17 protein-coding genes and 1 tRNA gene are annotated in these 20,536 nt (G+C 73.1%); 7 read left to right on the forward strand and 11 right to left on the reverse strand.

Features of this window, described 5'->3' with window-relative positions; all coding sequences use genetic code 11:
- Positions 1 to 177 precede the first annotated feature (177 nt).
- From ACIPLC_RS06780 to ACIPLC_RS06805, 6 genes are all read right to left on the reverse strand, one after another.
- Positions 178 to 1,551, reverse strand: coding sequence for an HD-GYP domain-containing protein (locus tag ACIPLC_RS06780; protein WP_400471725.1), 1,374 nt, complete (start codon positions 1,549 to 1,551; stop codon positions 178 to 180).
- On the reverse strand, positions 1,548 to 2,984 hold the full coding sequence (locus ACIPLC_RS06785; RefSeq protein WP_400471727.1) for an HD-GYP domain-containing protein: 1,437 nt from the start codon (positions 2,982 to 2,984) through the stop codon (positions 1,548 to 1,550). The genes ACIPLC_RS06780 and ACIPLC_RS06785 overlap by 4 nt, the downstream gene beginning before the upstream one ends.
- 349 nt (positions 2,985 to 3,333) lie before the next feature.
- Positions 3,334 to 3,741 (reverse strand): mycothiol system anti-sigma-R factor, encoded by a 408-nt coding sequence (gene rsrA, locus ACIPLC_RS06790; RefSeq protein ID WP_400471729.1) that lies wholly within the window; start codon positions 3,739 to 3,741, stop codon positions 3,334 to 3,336.
- Entirely contained in the window at positions 3,738 to 4,481 is a 744-nt protein-coding gene (locus ACIPLC_RS06795) for a sigma-70 family RNA polymerase sigma factor (RefSeq protein ID WP_400471808.1), read from the reverse strand. The genes rsrA and ACIPLC_RS06795 overlap by 4 nt, the downstream gene beginning before the upstream one ends.
- Positions 4,482 to 4,782: 301 nt before the next feature.
- Entirely contained in the window at positions 4,783 to 5,418 is a 636-nt protein-coding gene (locus tag ACIPLC_RS06800) for an alpha/beta family hydrolase (RefSeq protein WP_400471731.1), read from the reverse strand.
- Positions 5,419 to 5,534: 116 nt separating this feature from the next.
- Positions 5,535 to 6,287, reverse strand: coding sequence for an SOS response-associated peptidase (locus ACIPLC_RS06805; protein WP_400471733.1), 753 nt, complete (start codon positions 6,285 to 6,287; stop codon positions 5,535 to 5,537).
- 138 nt (positions 6,288 to 6,425) lie between these two features.
- Between ACIPLC_RS06805 and ACIPLC_RS06810 the strand changes: the two genes are divergently transcribed.
- The 5 genes from ACIPLC_RS06810 (at position 6,426) to hisN (ending at position 11,014) form a co-directional block, all read left to right on the forward strand.
- Complete coding sequence (locus ACIPLC_RS06810) at positions 6,426 to 7,157, forward strand: M50 family metallopeptidase (RefSeq protein ID WP_400471735.1); 732 nt, start codon at positions 6,426 to 6,428, stop codon at positions 7,155 to 7,157.
- A 109-nt stretch (positions 7,158 to 7,266) separates the two neighbouring features.
- Entirely contained in the window at positions 7,267 to 8,598 is a 1,332-nt protein-coding gene (aroA, locus tag ACIPLC_RS06815) for a 3-phosphoshikimate 1-carboxyvinyltransferase (RefSeq protein ID WP_400471737.1), read from the forward strand.
- Positions 8,599 to 8,613: 15 nt separating this feature from the next.
- Complete coding sequence (rsgA, locus tag ACIPLC_RS06820) at positions 8,614 to 9,669, forward strand: ribosome small subunit-dependent GTPase A (RefSeq protein ID WP_400471738.1); 1,056 nt, start codon at positions 8,614 to 8,616, stop codon at positions 9,667 to 9,669.
- 131 nt (positions 9,670 to 9,800) lie between these two features.
- Positions 9,801 to 10,124, forward strand: a complete 324-nt coding sequence (locus ACIPLC_RS06825) for a DMT family transporter (RefSeq protein ID WP_400471740.1) — start codon at positions 9,801 to 9,803, stop codon at positions 10,122 to 10,124.
- 92 nt (positions 10,125 to 10,216) lie between these two features.
- Positions 10,217 to 11,014: a histidinol-phosphatase gene (gene hisN, locus ACIPLC_RS06830; RefSeq protein WP_400471742.1), complete on the forward strand. Its 798-nt coding sequence runs from the start codon at positions 10,217 to 10,219 to the stop codon at positions 11,012 to 11,014.
- Positions 11,015 to 11,097: 83 nt separating this feature from the next.
- On the opposite strand, the gene ACIPLC_RS06835 is transcribed toward hisN, so the two are convergent.
- A complete protein-coding gene (locus ACIPLC_RS06835) occupies positions 11,098 to 12,573 on the reverse strand; it encodes a catalase (protein WP_400471744.1) in 1,476 nt (491 codons plus the stop codon).
- A gap of 103 nt (positions 12,574 to 12,676) precedes the next feature.
- Between ACIPLC_RS06835 and ACIPLC_RS06840 the strand changes: the two genes are divergently transcribed.
- Positions 12,677 to 13,096, forward strand: a complete 420-nt coding sequence (locus tag ACIPLC_RS06840; protein WP_400471746.1) for a Fur family transcriptional regulator — start codon at positions 12,677 to 12,679, stop codon at positions 13,094 to 13,096.
- A 46-nt stretch (positions 13,097 to 13,142) separates the two neighbouring features.
- On the opposite strand, the gene ACIPLC_RS06845 is transcribed toward ACIPLC_RS06840, so the two are convergent.
- From ACIPLC_RS06845 to ACIPLC_RS06855, 3 genes are all read right to left on the reverse strand, one after another.
- Positions 13,143 to 15,125: a tetratricopeptide repeat protein gene (locus tag ACIPLC_RS06845; RefSeq protein WP_400471748.1), complete on the reverse strand. Its 1,983-nt coding sequence runs from the start codon at positions 15,123 to 15,125 to the stop codon at positions 13,143 to 13,145.
- Between the two features lie 356 nt (positions 15,126 to 15,481).
- Positions 15,482 to 15,555: transfer RNA gene (locus ACIPLC_RS06850), tRNA-Met, on the reverse strand.
- 64 nt (positions 15,556 to 15,619) lie between these two features.
- Complete coding sequence (locus tag ACIPLC_RS06855; RefSeq protein ID WP_400471750.1) at positions 15,620 to 18,571, reverse strand: UPF0182 family protein; 2,952 nt, start codon at positions 18,569 to 18,571, stop codon at positions 15,620 to 15,622.
- A 190-nt stretch (positions 18,572 to 18,761) separates the two neighbouring features.
- Between ACIPLC_RS06855 and ACIPLC_RS06860 the strand changes: the two genes are divergently transcribed.
- Positions 18,762 to 19,343 (forward strand): PPA1309 family protein, encoded by a 582-nt coding sequence (locus tag ACIPLC_RS06860; protein WP_400471752.1) that lies wholly within the window; start codon positions 18,762 to 18,764, stop codon positions 19,341 to 19,343.
- 70 nt (positions 19,344 to 19,413) lie between these two features.
- On the opposite strand, the gene ACIPLC_RS06865 is transcribed toward ACIPLC_RS06860, so the two are convergent.
- On the reverse strand, positions 19,414 to 20,529 hold the full coding sequence (locus ACIPLC_RS06865) for a PDZ domain-containing protein (RefSeq protein WP_400471753.1): 1,116 nt from the start codon (positions 20,527 to 20,529) through the stop codon (positions 19,414 to 19,416).
- Positions 20,530 to 20,536 lie beyond the last annotated feature (7 nt).

The raw sequence follows: 20,536 nt of genomic DNA on the forward strand, positions 1-20,536 counted from the left end.
CGCTCCCCACCACCGAGGTTGGGGCCGCCCCCACCCAGCCTGCCCGCCCGGCCGCCCGGCCTCAACCCCGACGGGGGTCCACCGGTCCGCCGCTCACCGCCGGGGCCAGGCCGGCCGATCTTGCCGGACCCACCAGGACCGGCCGGACGGGACGCCGGACGGGACGCCGGACGGGACCTAGCCGCCCACCCGGGCCAGCGCGTCCACCACCCGGGCGTCGTACACCCGGCCGCGACCCAGCCGCAGCACCTCCAGCGCCTCCAGCCGGCCCACCGCCTCGCCCAGCCCGCGGCCGCGGGCCGCCGTCAGCAGGTCGTCGTGGGCGTTGGCCACCCGGATGATCCGGGCCGCCAGCGCCACCGAGCCGTCCCCGCCGGCCGTGCCGAGCACCGGATCGGCCAGCCGGGCGACCTGCTCGGCGACCTGCCGGGGCACCCCGGTGCGGCGGATCACCTCGCTGCCGAGCCGGGCGATCCGCTGCTGCTCGGCGCAGGGCAGCAGCGCGGTCGCGCCGTCCGGCACCGGTTCGACCAGCGACAGCTGGCCCACGTCGTGCATCAGCGCCGCGTACTCCAGCAGGGCGAGTTCCCGGGTGCCCAGCCCCAGCTCGCGCCCCAGCGCGCACGCCGTGTCCGCGACCCGGCGGGCGTGTCCGTGCGGGGTGTAGCCGGCCACCTCGGTGGCCCGGGCCAGGCTGGCGATGGTCTGCCCGGTGGTGGCCCGCACGGCGGCGGCCCGCCGGAAGGACACCTGGGCGAGCAGTAGCGGGGTGCAGAACAGCGGCAGCGCCCACAGCCCGACCTCGCCGGCCGCGAGGCTGACCAGCATCCCGGTGGCGACGATCGCCGAACCGATCCCGAACAGCGAGCGCAGTTCGTCCTCCAGCGCCGCCGGGAACCGCAACCCGCTCTCCAGGCCCGCCGCCGACCGGCGCAGCAGCGCCGCCAGGGTCGCGTCGCAGAGCGCGGCCAGCGCGGCGACGGCGGTCAGGAACGCCCCGTACGCCGGGCCATCGGGCGAGTAGCGGTCGACCAGTCCGCCGGTGTAGAGCGGCTGGAAGACGGCGGCGGCGAAGCCGACCCCGAGCAGCCGGCGGGCGGCGCTGTCGCGCCGGGCCGGGTCGGCCCAGGGCGGGCGCCGGTGCGGTCGGCCGGGGCGGGCCCGGCCCACCGGGCCCGGCCGCCCCCGGCCCGCGCGGCACCCCCTGAGCCAGGGCAGCGCGAACCCGGGCAGCGCGAACCCGGGCAGCCAGGCCAGCAGCAGGCCAACGCCGGTCACCGCGACCACCTGGAGCATCCCGTGCGCGGTGGGCACCCCGCGCAGCGGCCCGAGCAGGGCGTACGCCAGCGCGCCGGCCGCGCCGATCGGTGCCTGTTCGCGGTCGCCCGGAAGGGTGATCCGGACGCACTCGCCGAGCGCGATCAGCGCCGTGAACGCCAGCGCGACCCGCGGTTCGGCCACCCCCCGCAGCACGACCGCGCCCACCGCGAACGCCAGCAGCGCGGCCGCCGCCGCGTGCACCACGCGGGCCTCCCGGGCGACCGCGGTCACGGCTGCCCGGCCGTGGGGACGCTCCCGCCCTGCGCGGGCACCCGGCCCGGCGCCGCCCGCGCCGGCTCGGGCACCCCGAGCGGGATGTCCGGAACGGCCCGGATGCCGTCCCCGGGCGGCGGCAGCACCGGCTGCCAGTCGTGCACGGCCAGTGCGTCGATCAGCGCCCGGACCATCACCGGGTCGAACTGGCTGCCCGAGCAGCGCTCCAGCTCCGCCACGGCCTCGGCGACCGGGCGGCCGCGCCGGTAGGAGCGGGTGGAGGTCATCGAGTCGAAGGCGTCGGCGACCGAGATGATCCGGGCGAACTCGGGGATCTGCGCGCCGACCAGCCCGCTCGGATAGCCCCGGCCGTCCATCCGCTCGTGGTGGTGCAGGATCCCGGCGTGCGCCTCGCCGAGAAAGGCGATCCCGCGCACCAGCTCGTACCCGTACACCGGGTGGACCTCGACGGCCCGCCGCTCCGCCTCGCTGAGGGGACCGTTTCTGCGCAGCAACTCGGTGGCCACGCCCAGCTTGCCGACGTCGTGCAGGATCCCCGCGAAGCGCAGGGTGCGCAGCCGCTCGGCCTCCATGCCGAGCTGACCGGCGATCAGCACCGAGGCCCGGCCGACCCGTTCGCTGTGCCCGCGGGTGTACGAGTCCTTGATCTCCACGGCCTGCACCAGCGACTGCACGGTGGCCTGGTGGGCGTCCCGCTCGCGCTGGCCCTGGGCGAACACCCAGGCCGAGATCGACAGCGGCAGTAGCGCCAGCAGCGCCGCGAACGCCCCGTACGGGCCCTGCCACAGCACGGCCACCATCAGGCCGCCGGCCGCGTGCACCAGCACCGGCAACCCGCACACCGTGACCGCCCCGCGCAGCAGCACGGCGGGTCGGCGGTCCTCGGCGAGCATCAGCATCGCGCCCACCAACACCCCGTTGACCAGGCAGAACGTGGCGACGGCGGCGAAGCCGGGCAGCAGCGCGGCCGGGAAGCGGGAGCCGAGCAGCAGTTGCGGCCCGTGCAGCAGGTGGAAGGCGGCCGCGGAGGCGAAGGCGCACAGCGCGAGCTGGGAGCCGTTCCACAGCTGGCGGGTCCGGCAGTCCCGCCCGGCCGGGCCGCCGAACACCGCGGCGGGCACCGCGACCAGCGCGGCGGCGGCCGGCGGCAGCATCAGCACACCGGCGAACAGCACCGGGAAGAAGGCGTTGACCCCGGGGCGGGCGGGCGCCCGCTCGGGCGGCTGCGGGCGGCGCAGCAGTCGGCGGACCATCCGCAGGCAGGGCGTCGACAGGCCCTGGGCCAGCGACTCCCAGCAGCCGTGCAGGAAGGCCAGCAGCCCGACCTTGGGCCAGTCCACCGGGGCGCCGAACCAACGCGGGACCCCAAGCGGCACACCGGCAGGCAGCAGCGGCAGCAGGCAGCACAGCGCCGCCACCGGGACGGCCACCAGGTAGCGCGTCGCCCCCTCCGGCAGGGCCGCGCCTTCGCTGTCGGTAGCGATCTCGACCTCCCCGCCGTCCGGGCCCGCGTTGCCTCAGCTCGCCGGGCGGACCGGCGGTGAGCGTCCGTCAGGAGGATAGGCCGCCACCCGGGCGTAAGGACGCATGATGGCGCGATGGCGCTGCTGGCGCACCGCCAACTCACTCGAACGAGTGAGGGGCGCATGCAAGCACAACGGGAGCGGCCCCGGGAGCGCACGCTCCCGGGGCCGTTTGACTCCGTGTCCGGACCGTTCGGCCCGCCCTCGTCGGCGGGCCCGTCCGGTCGCTCCGCCTTGCTCCCGCCCGGCCGCCCGGCTACTCCGCCGGGGCGCCCGCCTCGACGGTGGCGCCGGGCCGGACCGCCGACTCCTCCGCGGCCTCGCCGGCGGCCGGCACCGGCCGGGCCGTCTCGACGTGGAGCTCGACCGTGGTGTCGACGGCGACCACCAGCTGCTCGCCCGAACGCTGCCCGGCCCGGATCGAGTCGATCCTGGCCAGCACCTTGCTGCGCAGGTCCGCCGGGGTGTCGTCGCAGCCGCACGAGCGCTTGATCAGCGCCTTGATCGCCTGCTCCAGTCCGTACTGCTTCAGGCAGGGCGAGCACTCCTCGAAGTGCACCCGCAGCTTGGCGCAGTCGCCCTCGGCCATCTCGTTGTCGAGGAATTCGTAGAGGTGGTCGAGGACCTCGCCACACTCCGTGTCGTGCGGATCGCCGCAGCTCATGAGCCCGAGCCCTTCGCTTCCTGCCCTGCCCCGCTGCCGGCCGGGACCAGCCCGCGCTCACGGGCGTAGTCCTCCAGCATGCCGCGCAGTTGACGGCGGCCGCGGTGCAGCCGGGACATCACCGTACCGATGGGAGTACCCATGATGTCCGCGATCTCCTTGTACGCAAAGCCTTCTACGTCCGCGAGATAGACGGCGATCCGGAATTCCTCCGGAATGGCCTGGAGCGCGTCCTTCACATCGCTGTCGGGGAGGTGGTCGAGCGCCTGGGTCTCGGCCGAGCGCAGACCGGTCGACATGTGCGACTCGGCGCGGGCCAGCTGCCAGTCCTCGATCTCCTCCGCCGCCGTGCGCTGGGGCTCGCGCTGCTTCTTGCGGTACGAGTTGATGAACGTGTTGGTGAGGATGCGGTACAGCCAGGCCTTGAGGTTCGTGCCCTCGCGGAACTGGTGGAAGGACGCGTACGCCTTGGCGAACGCCTCCTGGAGCAGGTCTTCCGCGTCCGCGGGGTTGCGCGTCATGCGCAGCGCCGCCGAGTACATCGGATCCAGGTAGCCCAGGGCGTCGCGCTCGAAGCGCTCCCGCCGGGCCGCCTCGCTCTCCTCCGCCGACACCCGGAAGGTGTCCTCACCGATCGCCTCGGCCAGCTCTTCACCGGTGAGCGCCTCGCCCGTGGGCTGGCCCTCCTCCGGGCCCCGGCCCGGCTCGGCCTCGTGCTCGGTCCCGACGACCGGACCCACCTCCTCGGCATGGCGGGCACGGCCCACGGCGGGCCGCCCCGAAATGGAGGATATCGGGCTGACGGGCTTCTCGCCCGCGACAATCCAGTCGGACCAGGCGGGGCCGAACGCCGCGGCGGCCTCGCGCTGCTCTGACCGCTCGGGGCACGCGATCGAACCCATCTGCCCTGCCTCTCAACCGGGAATCGTACTGACGAGGGTGTCAACCACCCCGACCCCGCCCGCATTCCCGCGCCCGCCCCGAAATCGCTCGTACGGGTGATCGAGCGGAAACCCCCCGCTCACGGCCGCCCCCGCCGCCTCAGACGACCCGCAGCACCCAGTCCCCGACCGCCCGGCAGATCGCCTCCAGCACCTCGTCCTGCCCCACCGGCGCCCGCTTGGGCACGTCGAAACCGTGCCCGCCGTACGGCACCGCCACCAGCTCGTGCCCGGGCGGCAGCTCCGGGAACTCCTGCGGCCCGCCGAACGGATCCGCCGCGCTCTGCACCACCAGCGTCGCCAGCCCCGACTCCAGCAGCTCCTGCGCCCGGCTCTTCTCCGGCCTGCCCGGCGGGTGCAGCGGGAACGCCAGCGCCACCACCCCCACCGCCCCGGTCGCCGCACCGGTCCGGCAGGCCACCCGCGCCCCGGCGCTGCGCCCGCCGACCACCAGCGGCAGCCCCTGACCGGCCAGCCGCCCGGCGACCGGGGTCCAGCCGAGGTCCAGCGTGCGCGGCGCCGGGGCGAGCCGCTTGCCCGCCACCCGCCAGGGCTGCTCCACCAGCGCCACGGTGATCCCGCGCGCCGGCAGCGCCGCGGCCAGCGCCACCAGGTCCCGGGCCTCGATCCCGCCGCCCGCGCCGTGCCCGAGCGCCAGCAGCGCCTTCGGCGCATCGGCCCGGTGGTAGCTGATCCGGGCGTCCCCCACCTCGGTGGGGACGAGTTCGGTGGTCATCTTCGGTCGCTCCAACCGGCTCAGGCTCCCTCAGCTGTCAGGACTCGAACGTCAAACGCTCAGACGCCGGACGTCAAACGCCGGACGTCAAACGCTCAGACGTCAGACGTCAGACGTCAGAACAAGGTGGTCTCGTACTCGGCCTCGGCCCACGGCTCCTTGAGCTCCGGGCCGTTGTTGCGGATGCTGCCGACCGCCGGCGAGACCGGGGTGGCCAGCAGCGCACCGGGCGGCGGGGGTATCAGCAGCTGGCGCAGCTCGTCCGGGTCGTCCAGCCCCGGATCCAGCCACTCGCCGTAGGAGGCCGGGTCGAGGAACAGCGGCATCCGCTCGTGGATCGGCGCCAGCGACTCCTCGGCGTCGGTGGTGACGATGGTGAAGGTCACCAGCCAGGCCGCCGGGTGGTCGGCCGGCACCGTCCGGTCGCGCCAGAACTCGTACAGCCCGGCCAGTGCCAACGGGGTGCCGTCCGCCCGGGACACGAAGAACGGCTTCTTGCGCGCCTTGCCGCGCTCGCCCGGCACCGTCTGCCACTCGTAGTAGCCGTCCACCGGCAGGATGCACCGGCGCGAGGCGAAGGCCTGCCGGTACGAGGGCTTCTCGTGCACCGTGTCCGAGCGGGCGTTGATCATCTTCACCGCCGTCTCGGCCGACCGCGACCACTGCGGCACCAGGCCCCAGCGCAGCACCCGCAGCTGCCGCACCGGCCGTGCCCGGCCCTTCGGCACCCGCTCCAGCACCACGAAGGCGCTGTTGGTCGGGGCGACGTTCCAGTTGGGGGCCAGCGTCTCCGCCGGATCCCACTGCTCGACGCCGAACAGCTCGACGACGTCCTCGGGCTTGCCACTGGCTGCGAAGCGACCGCACATGCGGGCCAGCTTGCCATGCCGGCCCCGCTCACCACTTCTTCATCCCGCCAGGAGAACCGTCCGCTCCCGCCCGCCCGTCCCCGCATGGGAGGCTGCCCCGAACGGCCCAACGCAGCGGACGGAGGCGGAGACGAGACGATGAGCGCACAACCGACCGACCAGAACCTCGGCGAACTGTGGAACCAGGTCACCGGCACCCAGCCCGCGCCACCCGGCTGGCTGGTGCTGGCCACCGCCGGCGCCGCCCTGCTCGCCGTCCTCGCCCGCCCGCTCTGGCACGTCACCCGCAACGCCGTGACCATCGCCCACGAGGGCGGCCACGGCCTGATCGCCCTCGTCACCGGCCGCCGGCTCGCCGGCATCCGGCTGCACTCCGACACCTCCGGCCTCACCCTCTCCTACGGCCGCCCCACCGGCCCCGGCATGATCCTCACCGCCGCCGCCGGCTACACCGCCCCCGCCCTGCTCGGCCTCGGCTGCGCCGCCCTGCTCACCGCCGGCCGGATCACCCTGCTGCTCTGGCTGGCCGTCGCCCTGCTGCTCGCCCTGCTGGTGCGCATCCGCAACGCCTTCGGCCTGTTCACCGTGCTGGTCGCCGGCGGCGCCTTCTTCCTGGTCTCCTGGTTCGGCAGCGCCGAGGTCCAGGCCGGCTTCGCCTACCTCGGCTGCTGGTTCCTGCTGTTCGGCGCCGTCCGCCCGGTCCTCGAACTCCAGCACCAGCGCCGCATCGGCTGGGCCCGCGACTCCGACGCCGACCAGCTGGCCCGCCTCACCCACGTCCCCGGCCTCGCCTGGATCACCGTCTTCCTGCTCACCGCCCTCGCCAGCCTCGCCCTCAGCGCGAGTTGGCTGCTCCGACCCCTGCACTGAGCCACCCCTCGGCGCGGACCGACTGCTACAACCCCTGCACGGAGCCTCCCCCGTCCCGCCATGCGGCTGCCGCAGGGGCCGTTCCGGTACGGCCCCTAAACTTGCTCCCATGACCGAGACCCTGTGGCCCGCCCCCGTCGCGACCACCCCCGTTGACGCCACCGTCACCATCCCCGGCTCCAAGTCGGTCACCAACCGAGCCCTGGTGCTGGCGGCGCTCGCCGACGAACCCGGCTGGGTGCGCCGGCCGCTGCGCAGCCGCGACTCCCAGCTGATGGCCGACGGTCTGCGCGCCCTCGGCGTCGGCATCGAGGAGAAGGTCAACAACGACTCCGGCGGCACCGGCGGCGGCGAGGCCTGGCGGGTCATCCCGACCCCCGCGCTGCGCGGCCCCGCCTCGATCGACGTCGGCAACGCCGGCACCGTGATGCGCTTCCTGCCCCCGCTCGCCGTCCTCGCCGACGGCCCGGTGCACTTCGACGGCGACCCGCGCAGCTACGAGCGCCCCCAGCACGGCGTGATCAACGCCCTGCGCGCGCTCGGCGCCCGGATCGACGACGGCGGCCGCGGCGCCTTCCCGCTGACCGTGCACGGCACCGGCGCGCTCGACGGCGGCCCGGTCGAGCTGGACGCCTCCTCCTCGTCCCAGTTCGTCTCCGCCCTGCTGCTCTCCGGCGCCCGCTACAACCAGGGCGTCGAGGTCCGGCACGTCGGCGGCCCGGTGCCGTCGCTGCCGCACATCCGGATGACCGTCGAGATGCTGCGCCTGGCCGGCGTCCAGGTCGACGCCCCCGAGGACGGCGGCGAGAAGGACGTCTGGCGGGTCACCCCCGGCGCCCTGATCGGCCGCGACCTGGTGGTCGAGCCTGACCTCTCCAACGCCGCGCCGTTCTTCGCCGCCGCCCTGGTCACCGGCGGCCGGGTCACCGTGCGCGACTGGCCCAAGCACACCAGCCAGCCCGGCGACCAGCTGCGCGAGATCTACACCCGGATGGGCGGCGCCTGCGAGTTCACCGACGAGGGCCTGCAGTTCACCGGCACCGGCCGGATCCACGGCATCGAGGCGGACCTGCACGACGTCGGCGAGCTCACCCCGGTGATCGCCGCCGTCGCCGCGCTGGCCGACTCCGAGTCCCACCTGTACGGCATCGCCCACCTGCGCCTGCACGAGACCGACCGGCTCGCCGCGCTCGCCAAGGAGATCAACGACCTCGGCGGCGACGTCACCGAGACCGAGGACGGCCTGCGGATCCGCCCGCGCCCGCTGCACGGCGGCGTCTTCCACACCTACGAGGACCACCGCCTGGCCACCGCCGCCGCCGTGGTCGGCCTGGCCGTGCCCGGCGTCGAGGTGGAGAACGTGGCCACCACCGCCAAGACCCTGCCGGACTTCCCCAGGATGTGGGCGGAACTGCTCGGCGAAGCGGTGGCGGACGCCTGAGCGGAGACTTGAGCCATGCGCCGCTACGGCAAGGACGCCGACGAGGACGACATCCGCAACCGCCCCGCCCGCCGGGGCTCCCGGCCGCGGACCCGGATCCGGCCCAAACACGATGACGCCGCCGAGGCGATGGTGCTGACCGTCGACCGCGGCCGGCTGACCTGCCTGATCGACCCGGGCACCAAGCAGGAACGCGAGATCGTCGCCATGAAGGCCCGCGAGCTGGGCCGCAAGGGCGTCGTCGTGGGCGACGTGGTCAACATCGTCGGCGACCTCTCCGGGGACAACGACACGCTCGCCCGGATCGTCCGGGTCGAGGAGCGCAGTTCGGTGCTGCGGCGCACCGCGGACGACGACGACCCGTACGAGCGGATCGTCGTCGCCAACGCCCAGCAGCTGGCCATCGTCACCGCACTGGCCGACCCGGAGCCGCGGCCCCGGCTGATCGACCGCTGCCTGGTGGCCGCGTACGACGCGGGCATGGAGCCGCTGCTGGTGCTCACCAAGGCCGACCTCGCCCCGGCCGGGCCGCTGCTGGAGTCGTACGCGCCGCTCGGCATCGACTACGTGGTCACCCGTCGGGACGAACTGGAGACGGCCGGCGCCGAGGCCGTCCGCGAGCACCTGCGCGGCCTCTCCACGGTGTTCATCGGCCACTCCGGCGTCGGCAAGACCACCCTGGTCAACGCCCTCGTCCCGGACCACCAGCGGCAGACCGGCCGGGTCAACGCGGTCACCGGGCGCGGCCGGCACACCACCGTGTCCGCCCTGGCCCTGCGGCTGCCCCCGCCGCCGGGCGCCAAGCCGGGCTCCAAGAAGGCGCTGGACCCGGGCTGGGTGATCGACACCCCGGGCTTCCGCTCGTTCGGCCTCTCGCACATCGACCCGTCCCGGGTCATCCACGCCTTCCCCGACCTGGAGCCCGGCACCATCGAGTGCCCGCGCGCCTGCAGCCACGACGAGCCGGACTGCGCGCTGGACGCCTGGGTCGCCGACGGCCACGCCGAGGCCGCCCGGCTCTACTCGCTGCGCCGCCTGCTGGCCAGCAAGGAGGCCCGCGAGGGCGACTGACCCGGGCGGCGGTTTTACCGTCCCATGGGGTTTCCCGACCGTTCGAGGTGTCGGACCGCGCCGGCCTGGCGATCATAGGAAGGTCGGGCCACAGCGCGGCCCGACCCGTCGATCGACAGGGAGGGCACGCGATGGCATGGGCCTTGGTGGTCCTGGCCGGCCTGCTGGAGACCGGCTTCGCGATCAACCTCAAGCTCAGCGAGGGCTTCACCAAGCTCTGGCCCACCATCAGCTTCTGCGTGTTCGCCCTGGGCAGCTTCGGCCTGCTCACGCTGTCCCTGAAGAGCCTGCCGGTCGGCCCCGCCTACGCGGTGTGGACCGGCATCGGCGCGGCCGGCACCGCCATCTACGGCATGGTCTTCCTGGAGGAGACCACCTCGGTGCTGAAGCTGGTCTCGATCTCCCTGGTGATCGCCGGTGTGATCGGCCTCCAGCTCAGCGGCTCCGCCCACTGACGGCGGCCACCCGCCCACTCGCCTCCGGGAGGCCCGTCCCGGTCCGCGAGCCCGGCTGTCCCGATCCGGGCGGGATCGCTAGGGTTTCGGACATGGCCGACTACCACGACGATCTCCGACTCGCCCACGTCCTCGCCGACTCGGCCGACTCGGTCACCCTGGAGCGCTTCCGCGCCCTCGACCTGAAGATCGAGACCAAGCCGGACCTCACCCCCGTCAGCGACGCCGACAAGGCCGCCGAGGAACTCGTCCGCAGCGTGCTGCAGCGCGCCCGCCCGCGCGACGCGGTGCTCGGCGAGGAGTTCGGCCTCCAGGGCTCCGGCCCGCGCCGCTGGGTGATCGACCCGATCGACGGCACCAAGAACTACATCCGCGGCGTCCCGGTCTGGGCCACCCTGATCGCCCTGCTGGAGGACGGCCCGGACGGCGTCGAGCGCCCGGTGGTCGGCATCGTCTCCGCCCCCGCGCTGCAGCGTCGCTGGTGGGCGGCCAAGGACCTCGGCGCCTACGCCGGCCGCAGCCTGACCAAGGCCTCCCGGATCCACGTCTCCGGCGTCTCCCGGATCGAGGACGCCTCCTTCTCCTACTCCTCGCTCTCCGGCTGGGAGGAGCGCGGCCGCCTCGACCCCTTCCTGGACCTCACCCGGGCCTGCTGGCGCACCCGCGCCTACGGCGACTTCTGGTCCTACATGATGGTGGCCGAGGGCGCGGTCGACATCGCCGCCGAGCCCGAGCTGTCGCTCTGGGACATGGCCGCCAACTGCGTCATCGTCGAGGAGGCCGGCGGCCGCTTCACCGGTCTGGACGGCGTGCCCGGCCCCGGTGGCGCCGACGCCGTCGCCAGCAACGGCATCCTCCACGAGGAGGCCCTGCGCCGCCTGAGCGTCTAGGACCCGTCCGGGAACGTGGTGCGGGCCCGGTCGACCAGTTGTCCGGTCGACCGGGCCCGCCGCTCATCGGGGCGCGTCCCGGGCTACTGCTTGCGCAGCTCCCGGACGGCCGCCTCCAGCCGCTGCCCGTAGTCGGCGTCGGCCTTGCGGAAGTTGTCGACCGCCCGCTCGACGATGTCCTCGCGGTCGGCGGAGACCTTGGCGATGAAGCCGGCCAGGTTGGCGATCAGCCGCTGCTTCTCGTCCTCCGAGAACAACCGGTACAGGTCGCCGGCCTGCACGAAGTCGTCGTCCTCGGCGTGCGAGGGCGCCTCGTGGTTGCCGGTGGCGCCGGTGACCGCGGTGGCGGCCCACAGCGGGCGGCCGGTCTGCACCGGGCCGCCGAAGCTGTTCGGCTCGTAGTTCTTCTGGCGGCCGTGGCGACCGTCGTACAGGTGGCCGTCGCGGCTGTTGGTGCGCGCCTCGGTGGCGTGCGGGCGGTTCACCGGCAGGTGGTCGGCGTTGATGCCGACGCGGTAGCGGTGGGCGTCCGCGTACGCGAACAGGCGGCCCTGCAGCATCTTGTCGGGGGACGGGCCGATGCCGGGCACGAAATGCGACGGGGAGAAGATCGACTGCTCGACCTCGGCGAAGACGTTGTCGGGGTTGCGGTTGAGCTCCAGCCGGCCGATCTCGACCGGCGGGTAGTCGGCGTGCGGCCAGACCTTGGTGAGGTCGAAGGGGTTGAAGCGGTAGTTCGCCGCGTCGGCCGCCGGCATGATCTGGACCTGCACGGTCCAACTGGGGAACTCGCCGCGCTCGATCGACTCGCGCAGGTCGCGCTGGTGGCTGTCCGGGTCCTCGCCGGCCAGCCGGTTGGCCTCGTCCTGGGTGAGGTTCTTGATGCCCTGGTCGGTCTTGAAGTGGTACTTGACCCAGAAGTGCTCGCCGGCCTCGTTCTGCCACTGGAAAGTGTGCGAGCCGTAGCCGTTGAGGTGGCGGTAGCTGGCCGGGATGCCGCGGTCGCCGAACAGCCAGGTCACCTGGTGGGTGGCCTCGGGCGACAGGCCCCAGAAGTCCCAGACGTTGTCCGCCTCCTGGGAGCCGGTGTACGGGTCGCGCTTCTGGGTGTGGATGAAGTCGGGGAACTTCACGGCGTCCTTGATGAAGAACACCGGGGTGTTGTTGCCGACGAGGTCGTAGTTGCCCTCCTCGGTGTAGAACTTCAGCGCGAAGCCGCGCGGGTCGCGCACCGCGTCGGCCGAGCCGAGGTTGCCGGCCACGGTGGAGAACCGCAGGAAGACCTCGGTCTCCTTGCCGACCTCGGACAGGAACGCGGCCCGGGTGTAGGGCGTCAGGTCGGCGGTCACCGTGAAGGTGCCGTAGGCCGCCGCGCCGCGGGCGTGCACCACGCGCTCCGGGATCCGCTCGCGGTTGAAGTGCGCGAGCTTCTCGAAGAGCTGCTGGTCCTGGATGAGCGCCGGGCCGCCGGGGCCCGCGGTCTCGGTGTTCTGGTTGTCGGCGACGGGGGCACCCGCCTCCGTGGTGAGGGTGGGGCGCAGCTCGTCCTGGGTCGTCATAAGAGGGCCTCCGCGTTATCCGGTCGTGACGACTCGATCCTAACTTGGACTTTGTCCAAGTCAACACTGGAACCAATCTCAGAGTGTGACTTACCCTGTTCCCATGAGCGACCTGCTGGATCGACTTCGCGGACGCGGCTGGCGGCTGACCTCACAGCGCCGGGTCGTGGCCGAGGTCCTCGACGGCGACCACGTCCACCTCACCGCGGACGAGGTGCACGCCCGCGCCGTCAACCGCCTGCCCGAGATCAGCCGCGCGACCGTCTACAACACCCTGGGCGAACTGGTCGGCCTCGGCGAGGTCCTGGAGGTCGCCACCAACGGACGCGCCAAGCGCTACGACCCCAACGCCCACCGCGCCCACCAGCACCTGATCTGTTCCGGCTGCGGCGCCATCCGCGACGTCCACCCGCACGGCGACCCGCTCGCCGCCCTCCCCGACGGCGAACGCTTCGGCTTCACCGTCACCGCCGCCGAGGTCACCTACCGCGGCCTCTGCCCGGACTGCACGGGCACGCCGTAACGGCCCCGACCGCCCCGCAGACCACCGGCCGCAGCGGGACCCGCCGCTACGCGCTCAGCTCCGCGTGCAGCGCGCCCAGCAGGCGCCCGGCCCGCTCCGCCACCTCGGCAGGCCCGTAGTCGGCCGCCCGGCGGCACCAGTTCTCCGCCTGCACCGGCTCCCCCCGGCGCAGCGCCAGCAGCGCCAGGCGCAGCGCCGCCCGCCCGTGCCCGGCGTCGGCCGCCCGGGTGTACCAGAGCATCGCCTGCGCCTCCCGGTCCTGCCGGGCCAGCAGCAGCCCCAGGTTGAAGGCGGCGCTGCGGCTGCCGGCCTCGGCCGCCCGCCGGTACCAGCTCTCGGCGATCTCCAGCGCACCGCGCTCGGCCGCCCGCACGCCCATCCGCACCTGCGCCCGCCGGTGCCCGGCGTCGGCCGCCAGCGCGTACCAGTGCTCGGCCTCGGCGTCCGCATCGCCGCGCCGGTCCAGCACCGAGGCCAGCCGGAACGCGCCCTCCGCCGACCCGCCGGACGCCGCCTGCCGGTAGCGCTCCAGGGCGCCGGCCAGGTTGCCCCGCTGCTCCTGGGCGACGGCCAGTTGCAGCGCGGCCTCGCCGTGCCCCTCGGCGGCGGCCCGCGCGTACCACTCCTGGGCCTGCCGCTGCTCGCCCCGCCCGGCGTGCAGCACGCCCAGGTTGAACGCGCCGTCCACGCTGCCGGCCTCGGCCGCCTTGGAGAACCACGGCTCGGCGCCCGTCTCCTCGCCACGCTGCAACAGCACCACGGCCAGCGCGTTGCAGGCCTCCCGGTGCCCGGCGTACGCGGCCCGGCGGTACCACTGCTCGGCCTGCTGGTCGCGGCCGGTGGCGACGCAGAGCAGGCCGAGGTTGAAGGCGCCGTTCTGGTCGCCCGCGTCCAGGGCGGTGCGGTACCAGCGCTCGGCCTCCTTGGCCTCGCCGCGGCCGGCGTGCACGGCGCCCAGCGCGTTGGCGGCGTTGCCGTCGCCGGCCTCGGCCGCCTCCCGCCACCACTCGGCGGCGGCGGCCATGTCCCCGGAGTCGCGCAGCAGGAAGCCCAGCGCGCAGGCGGCGCGCGGCTCGCCGTTCTGCGCGGACTGCCGGTACCAGCGGGCGGCCTCCTCCAGCAGCGGCTGGTCGGTGGCGGCGCGCTCCTCCAGCAGCACGCCCAGGCGCAGCGCGGCACGGGCGTGGCCGCGGGCGGCGGCGGTGCGGTACCAGGCCTCGGCGGTCTCCTTGTCCCCGGCGGCCTCGCGCATCCGGGCCAGCCGGTAGGCGGCCTCCCGGTGCCCGGCGTCGGCGGAGACCTTGAACCAGCGCTCGGCGCGCACGTCGCGCCGGTGCTCCATCAGGTCGCCCAGCGCGTACGCGCCGAGCGGGTGGCCGTGGTCGGCGGCGAAGTGCAGCCAGTACTCGGCGGCCTCCTCCTCGCCCTGGTCGCGCAGTTGGAGCCCGAGCGCGTGCGCGGCGGGGGCGCTGCCGGCCACCGCGGCCTGGCGCCACCACTGGGAGGCCTCGGCGCGGTGGCCCTGCTGGTGCAGCAGCACGCCGAGGTTGTTGGCGGCGGCGCGCGTCCCGGCGGCCGCGGCGGCGCGCAGGTAGGGCTCGGCGTCCTCCAGGTCGCCGCGGCGCAGCAGCAGGGTGCCGAGCCGGCTGGCGGCGTCCGGGTCCCCGTCGTCGGCGGCCTGCCGGTGGCGGGCCTCCAGCGCGGCGCTCTCGCGGGCGGCCAGCGCGGTCTCGAAGCTGGTGGTGTCCAGGCCGGCCGGGTCGAGTGCGGCGGCGTTCGCGTTCGGGCCGTCGGCGGCCTCGCCGCCGGGCCCGTACGGGCTGATGGCTTCGGCGAACTGACGGGTGGACACGTGGACCAGGCTGTCGGGGCCGTAGCCGACGACCGGGGGGCGCTCGGACAGGCCGCTGGTGCGCTGGGCGGGCAGGGTTCCGGGGCGGCTCTCGGGGCTCTCCGCCCAGGCGTCGGTGTCCGCCTCGGTGGCCGCCGCGGACTTGGTGCCTGACCCGTTCTTGCCGATCAGCCTCATGCCGACTCCCGCTCCCCCAGAGTGTCGCGGCATCGTGCCCCGGCCCGCGGCCGGGGGGACCCCCAGGGGAGGCGCCGGAACCGACGGCCGGTCAGCAGCCGCGCACCGTCCCCCATGTGTCCCATCGTCGCACCACCCGCAACCCGCGTACACCTGCCCCGGCCGAATTCGGGCGGGGCCGACCCGAAGCCGACGGAATTGCTTCGGCGCTTTGTCGATTTCCCGACACTTGGACCCTACAAACCCCGTTCCGTCGTCGTTGGCGACGGTTGATGGTACCGGAGCGGTTCCCGCCGCTTCGGGGGGAAAACACCAGAGGCCCGGAGGAAGAATCCTCCGGGCCTCTGGCCACTGAGTAGCGGGGACAGGATTTGAACCTGCGACCTCTGGGTTATGAGCCCAGCGAGCTACCGAGCTGCTCCACCCCGCGTCGGTAGTTGAACCATAGCACGGGTGCGGGGTGAAACAGGAATCGGTTGCCGCAGCTCAGCGGGCTACGGCCGCGCGGACGGCGATCCGGTCGACGTCGCGCCCGGGGTCGGGGCCGGCGCCGGGCTCCCGCCCCGGGCCGCCTCGGCCGCCTTCAGTGCGTCGCCCAGCGCCTTCTGGGCGTTGCCGTAGGCCACCCAGTCGCCGTTCTTGAACGCGGTCTGGCTGTCGTTGTACGCCTTCTCCGCGTCCCCGAGCGCCTTCTGCAGCTCCGGCGAGATCGCCCCGCCCGGCGTCGTCGGACTGGTCGGCGTCCCCGGATTGTCGGGCGTGGACGGGTTGTTGGGCGTGGACGGCGCGGTCGGCGTGGTCCCGGGGGCCGCCCCGGCGAACACCTTCTTCAGCGCGTCCTCCAGGGTGTTCTCGAACGCCACGTTGTCGTTCCCGTACACCGCCAGCACCTTCTGCAGCGTCGGGTACTTGGCGCCGCGTCCGCGCACGTACACCGGCTCGACGTTGAGCAGCCCGCCGCCGACCGGCAGGGTCAGCAGGTTGCCGTACTCCAGCTCGGTGTCACCGCCGCTCTTCAGCGCGAAGATCTGCGAGGCCACCTCCTGCCGGGAGTTGAACGTCGACTGCACCAGGCCCGGTCCGGGGGCGCTGTTGTCCCCCGAGATCTTCAGGATGCGGATCTTCCCGTAGTCCGGCCCCGGGTCGGCGTTGACCGCCATGAACGCGGCCAGGTTCGGGCGGCCGTTGGGCACGAAGGTCGTGGTCAGCGAGAAGCTCGCCGAGGTGACCTGCGGGTCCGGCATCCGCACCGTCACGTAGTACGGCGGCTGGACCTGCTTGGTGTCGCTGGTCGGGTCGACCGGGATCTGCCAGATGTCGCTGCCGTTGAAGAAGGAGTTGGCGTCGGTCACGTGGTACTGGCCGAGCAGGTCGCGCTGCACCTTGAACATGTCCTGCGGGTAGCGCAGGTGCGGCAGCAGCGTCCCCGGGATGTCCGCCTTCGGCTCGACGGTGCCGGGGAACGCCTTCATCCAGGTCTTCAGCACCGGGTCCTGGTCGTCCCACTGGTAGAGCTTCACCTCGCCGGTGTAGGCGTCCACCGTGGCCTTGACCGAGTTGCGGATGTAGTTGACCTGGTTGGCGACGGTCAGCAGCTCACCGCGCTGGTTGGTCAGCGAGTCCTTGGTCGCGGTGCCCAGCGTCGTCTTCGACGAGAACGGGTAGCCGTCCGAGGTGGTGTAGCCGTCCAGCACCCAGACCACCCGGCCGTCCTGCACCACCGGGTACGCGTCGGCGTCGATCGACAGCCACGGGGCGACCTTCTCCACCCGCTCCTTCGGCGTCCGGTTGTAGATCACCTTCGCGCCGTCGGTGATCGCCCCTGCGTACAGGATCTGCGGCTCGGCGAAGCGCACCGCGTACGCGGCCCGGGTGATCGGGTTGTCCAGCGAGACACCGCTGTTGCCGGTGTAGGTGTACTCCTTGTTCTCGCCGGTCTTGGTGGTGTAGTCGATCTCCTTGTTCGAGCCGCCGACGATCGAGTACGACGTCGTCTTCTCGCCGTAGTAGATCCGCTGCTGGTAGTCGCCCAGCGCGCCGGTGGCCGGCAGGCCGGACTCGGTGAACACCGGCTCGCCCTTGTCGCTGACCTGGTTGCCCTTGGCGACGACCGCGCCGTAGCCGTGGGTGTACTTGAAGTGGTCGTTGATCCAGTTGCGCTGCACGCCGTTGAGGTCCAGCTCGCGCAGGCCGATCACGGTGTCCTGCTTGTCCGTGCCGGAGCCGTAGCGGTCCACGTCCAGGGTGTTCGGGAAGGCGTAGTAGTTGCGCTGCTGCTCGATCGACTGGAAGGTCGGCGAGACGACGTTCGGGTCCAGCAGCCGGATGTCGGAGATGGTCTGCGCGTCCGGCTTGAGCGCCTCGGCCGTCGTCGACCCCTGCGGGCTGTACTGGGTGGTCTGCGCGTCCGCGATCCCGTACGCCTGCCGCGTCGCGTCGATGTTCTTCTGGATGTACGGCGTTTCCTTGGCCTGCTCGTTCGGCTTGACCTGGAACTGCTGCACGATCGCCGGGTACAGCCCGCCGATCAGCACCGCCGACAGCACCATCAGCCCCAGCCCGATCAGGGCCGGCGCCCAGGTGCGGCGCACCGGGGTCAGGAAGAACAGCACCGCGCAGATGATCGCGACGAAGAACAGGATCGTCTTGGCCGGCAGGAACGCGTTGGCGTCCACGTAACGCAGGCCGGTCCAGCCGGAGACCCCCTTGTACGAGCCGGTCTTCACCGCCAGCGCGTACCGGTCCAGCCAGTACGCCACCGCCTTCAGCAGCACGAACACGCCCAGCAGCACCGCCAGGTGCCCCTGCGCGCCCGCGCTCGCCCGACGGCCCGGGCCCTGCAGCCGCAGCCCCCCGTACAGGTAGTGCACCAGCGCCGAGGTCAGCAACGAGACGATCACCGCGCTGAACGCGAAGCCCAGCACGAACTCGTAGAACGGCAGGTCGAAGGCGTAGAACGAGACGTCCATGCCGAACTGGGCGTCCTTCTCGCCGAAGGGCGTCGCGTTCGTCCACAGCAGCCAGGTCCGCCACTGGCCGGACGCCGCGGCGCCCGCCACCAGGCCGATCACCAGCGAGACGCCGATCAGCGCCCAGCGCTTGAACGGCGCCAGGCCCGACCGGTAGCGGTCCAGGCTCTGCTGCTCGACCGACATCGCCGACAGCGGCGGCCGCAGCCGGTGCGCCAGCCAGATGTTGAAGCCGACGATCACCGCCATCAGCAGGCCGAACACCGCGAACAGGCCGATCTTCGTCCACAGCTGCGTGGTGAACACCGAGGAGTAGCGGACGGATCTGAACCAGAGCCAGTCCGTCCAGAACCCGGCGAACATGACGAACAGCAGGAACAGCACCGCGAGCACGCCCAGGGTCAGCAGGGCCACCCGCGCGCGCCGGGAGGGCGGTCCTACTCTGCGCCGGAAACCCGGCCCTGAGCGTTCCGGCATCTGGAATACCACGGTGGCACCTCAGCTGTGTCGTCTGGAGTCAGTCGGTCTTCAGGGAAACTTAACCAGGCTTTGGCCGAGTTCCCACCGTTAGCAGACGGTTACGACGCCGTTCCCCGCCCCGGCCGTTCCCCGGCCCACCGGCGACGCCCGGCACCCGCGCCCCCGCCCGGCGTGTGAGGATTGGGGCATGTCCGACGCGTCCAATGCACTCAACTCCCCCGGCTCCCCCGACGACGTCTCCAAGCTCCCTGCCGCCACCCCGCTCACCCGGGCCGCGCTGGAGATCGACGAGTACGCCGCCACGCTCGGCTGGGACCTCCCGGCCCGGCTGTTCGCCCTGGTGGACAGCACCGCCCTGCGCAAGGCCGACCCGAAGATCGCCGCCCAGCTCGGCCTCGGCGACGACGAAACGGCCGGCCTCACCCCGGTCGAGCAGGACGAGCTGCCGGCCGGCATGGAGCTGGACAAGTTCCTCGGCACCATCGCCTGGCCCGACGCGGTGGCCGGCTGCGCCCTGGTCGTCGAGCGCCTGATGCTGCCGCCGGGCTCCGAGCAGACCCGCCCGCGCAACGCCAGCGACGCCCAGCTCGCCGAGTGGGTGGCCAACCACCCCAAGCGCGAGGAGGTGCGGATCACCGCCGCCGTGCTGCGCAACGGCAAGAAGGAGATCGCGCTGCGGCTGCGCTCCAAGGACACCGCCCGCGAGGTGCTGACCGGCCCTGACCTGGTGCCCGGACTGACCGCGGCGCTGCTGGCAACCTTCTCGTAGCCCCAACCCCCGGCGGCGCTCCTCCACGCCGTTCCTTCACCCCGCTCCTTCACGGCGCTACTTCACGGCGTCACTTCACGGCGCAGGACGGCAGCGCGGAGGTCTGCCCGGAGCGGATCTGCTCCAGCGACTTCAGCGCGCCGTCCAGCGTGTCCGTCTTGATCAGGGACAGCCCGGACGGGACGTTCTTGGTCGCCTCGGCGCAGTTCGAGGACGGGGTGAAGAAGTACTCGGCGCCGGCGTCCCGGGCGGCGATCAGCTTCATAGATATGCCGCCGATCGGACCGACCTTGCCGTCGTCGTCGATGGTGCCGGTGCCCGCCACGAACCGGCCGCCGGTGAGGTCGCCGCCGGGGGTGAGCTTGTCGATGATGCCGAGCGAGAACATCAGGCCGGCGCTCGGCCCGCCGACGTCCTGCAGGCCGATGTCGATCTGGAACGGGTAGGTGTGCCGGATCGTGGTGCCGATGCCGACCACCGCGAGCCCCGCCCGCTCGGCCGGGGCCTTCGGGTCGAGGTCCTCGGCCCGCACGGTGGGGACGGTGACGTCGGTCCTGGCCCCCGGGTTGGCGCCGCCGTTACCGGCCGCGTCCTTGACCCGCGGGACCACGGTGAAGACCGCCGACTCACCCGGCTTGTGCTTGGTGACCGCGGCCACCACCTGCTCGACCGTGCTGACCGGCGCGCCGTCGACGGCGACGATCTGGTCGCCCGCGTGCAGCCGGCCCTCCGCCGGGGCCCCCGCCGTGACCGACTTGATGATCAGCTCGGTGCCGATCGGGACGCCCAGTTGGTTGAGCGCGGCGGTGCGGGCGCTGTCCTCGGAGGAGGCGAACTCCTCGGCGTTCTGCTTCTTGGCGTCGGCGTCCGTCTGCCCCTTCGGGTAGACGTTGTCGTGCGGCACGACCATCACGTCGTCGCGCAGCCACCCGACCACCGCGTTGACCAGGCTGGGCTCGTACTTGGCCCCGGTGACCTGGACGGTGGTCATGTTGAGGTGCCCGCTGGTCGGGTACGAGTCGCGCCCGGTGATGGTGATCACCGGCTTGCCCCCCTGGTTGCCGAGCGTGTTGTACGTCGGCCCCGGGCTCATCTCCGTGTACGGCACCTTCATCAGCACCGAGACGCAGAGCAGCGCTATGAGCAGCAGGGTGGCAGCGAGCATCGTCGCGGAGCGGCGTGGCATGCCTCGA

The organism is Kitasatospora sp. NPDC086801, assembly GCF_044745805.1.
Lineage (GTDB): Bacteria > Actinomycetota > Actinomycetes > Streptomycetales > Streptomycetaceae > Kitasatospora.

Bases quoted from the DNA above. Each gene is read 5' to 3' on its own strand.
- rsrA (WP_400471729.1), bottom strand. From the start codon at position 3,741: ATGAGCTGCGGCGATCCGCACGACACGGAGTGTGGCGAGGTCCTCGAC.
- ACIPLC_RS06800 (WP_400471731.1), bottom strand. From the start codon at position 5,418: ATGACCACCGAACTCGTCCCCACCGAGGTGGGGGACGCCCGGATCAGC.
- ACIPLC_RS06805 (WP_400471733.1), bottom strand. From the start codon at position 6,287: ATGTGCGGTCGCTTCGCAGCCAGTGGCAAGCCCGAGGACGTCGTCGAG.
- ACIPLC_RS06810 (WP_400471735.1), top strand. From the start codon at position 6,426: ATGAGCGCACAACCGACCGACCAGAACCTCGGCGAACTGTGGAACCAG.
- aroA (WP_400471737.1), top strand. From the start codon at position 7,267: ATGACCGAGACCCTGTGGCCCGCCCCCGTCGCGACCACCCCCGTTGAC.
- rsgA (WP_400471738.1), top strand. From the start codon at position 8,614: ATGCGCCGCTACGGCAAGGACGCCGACGAGGACGACATCCGCAACCGC.
- ACIPLC_RS06825 (WP_400471740.1), top strand. From the start codon at position 9,801: ATGGCATGGGCCTTGGTGGTCCTGGCCGGCCTGCTGGAGACCGGCTTC.
- hisN (WP_400471742.1), top strand. From the start codon at position 10,217: ATGGCCGACTACCACGACGATCTCCGACTCGCCCACGTCCTCGCCGAC.
- ACIPLC_RS06835 (WP_400471744.1), bottom strand. From the start codon at position 12,573: ATGACGACCCAGGACGAGCTGCGCCCCACCCTCACCACGGAGGCGGGT.
- ACIPLC_RS06840 (WP_400471746.1), top strand. From the start codon at position 12,677: ATGAGCGACCTGCTGGATCGACTTCGCGGACGCGGCTGGCGGCTGACC.
- ACIPLC_RS06845 (WP_400471748.1), bottom strand. From the start codon at position 15,125: ATGAGGCTGATCGGCAAGAACGGGTCAGGCACCAAGTCCGCGGCGGCC.
- ACIPLC_RS06855 (WP_400471750.1), bottom strand. From the start codon at position 18,571: ATGCCGGAACGCTCAGGGCCGGGTTTCCGGCGCAGAGTAGGACCGCCC.
- ACIPLC_RS06860 (WP_400471752.1), top strand. From the start codon at position 18,762: ATGTCCGACGCGTCCAATGCACTCAACTCCCCCGGCTCCCCCGACGAC.
- ACIPLC_RS06865 (WP_400471753.1), bottom strand. From the start codon at position 20,529: ATGCCACGCCGCTCCGCGACGATGCTCGCTGCCACCCTGCTGCTCATA.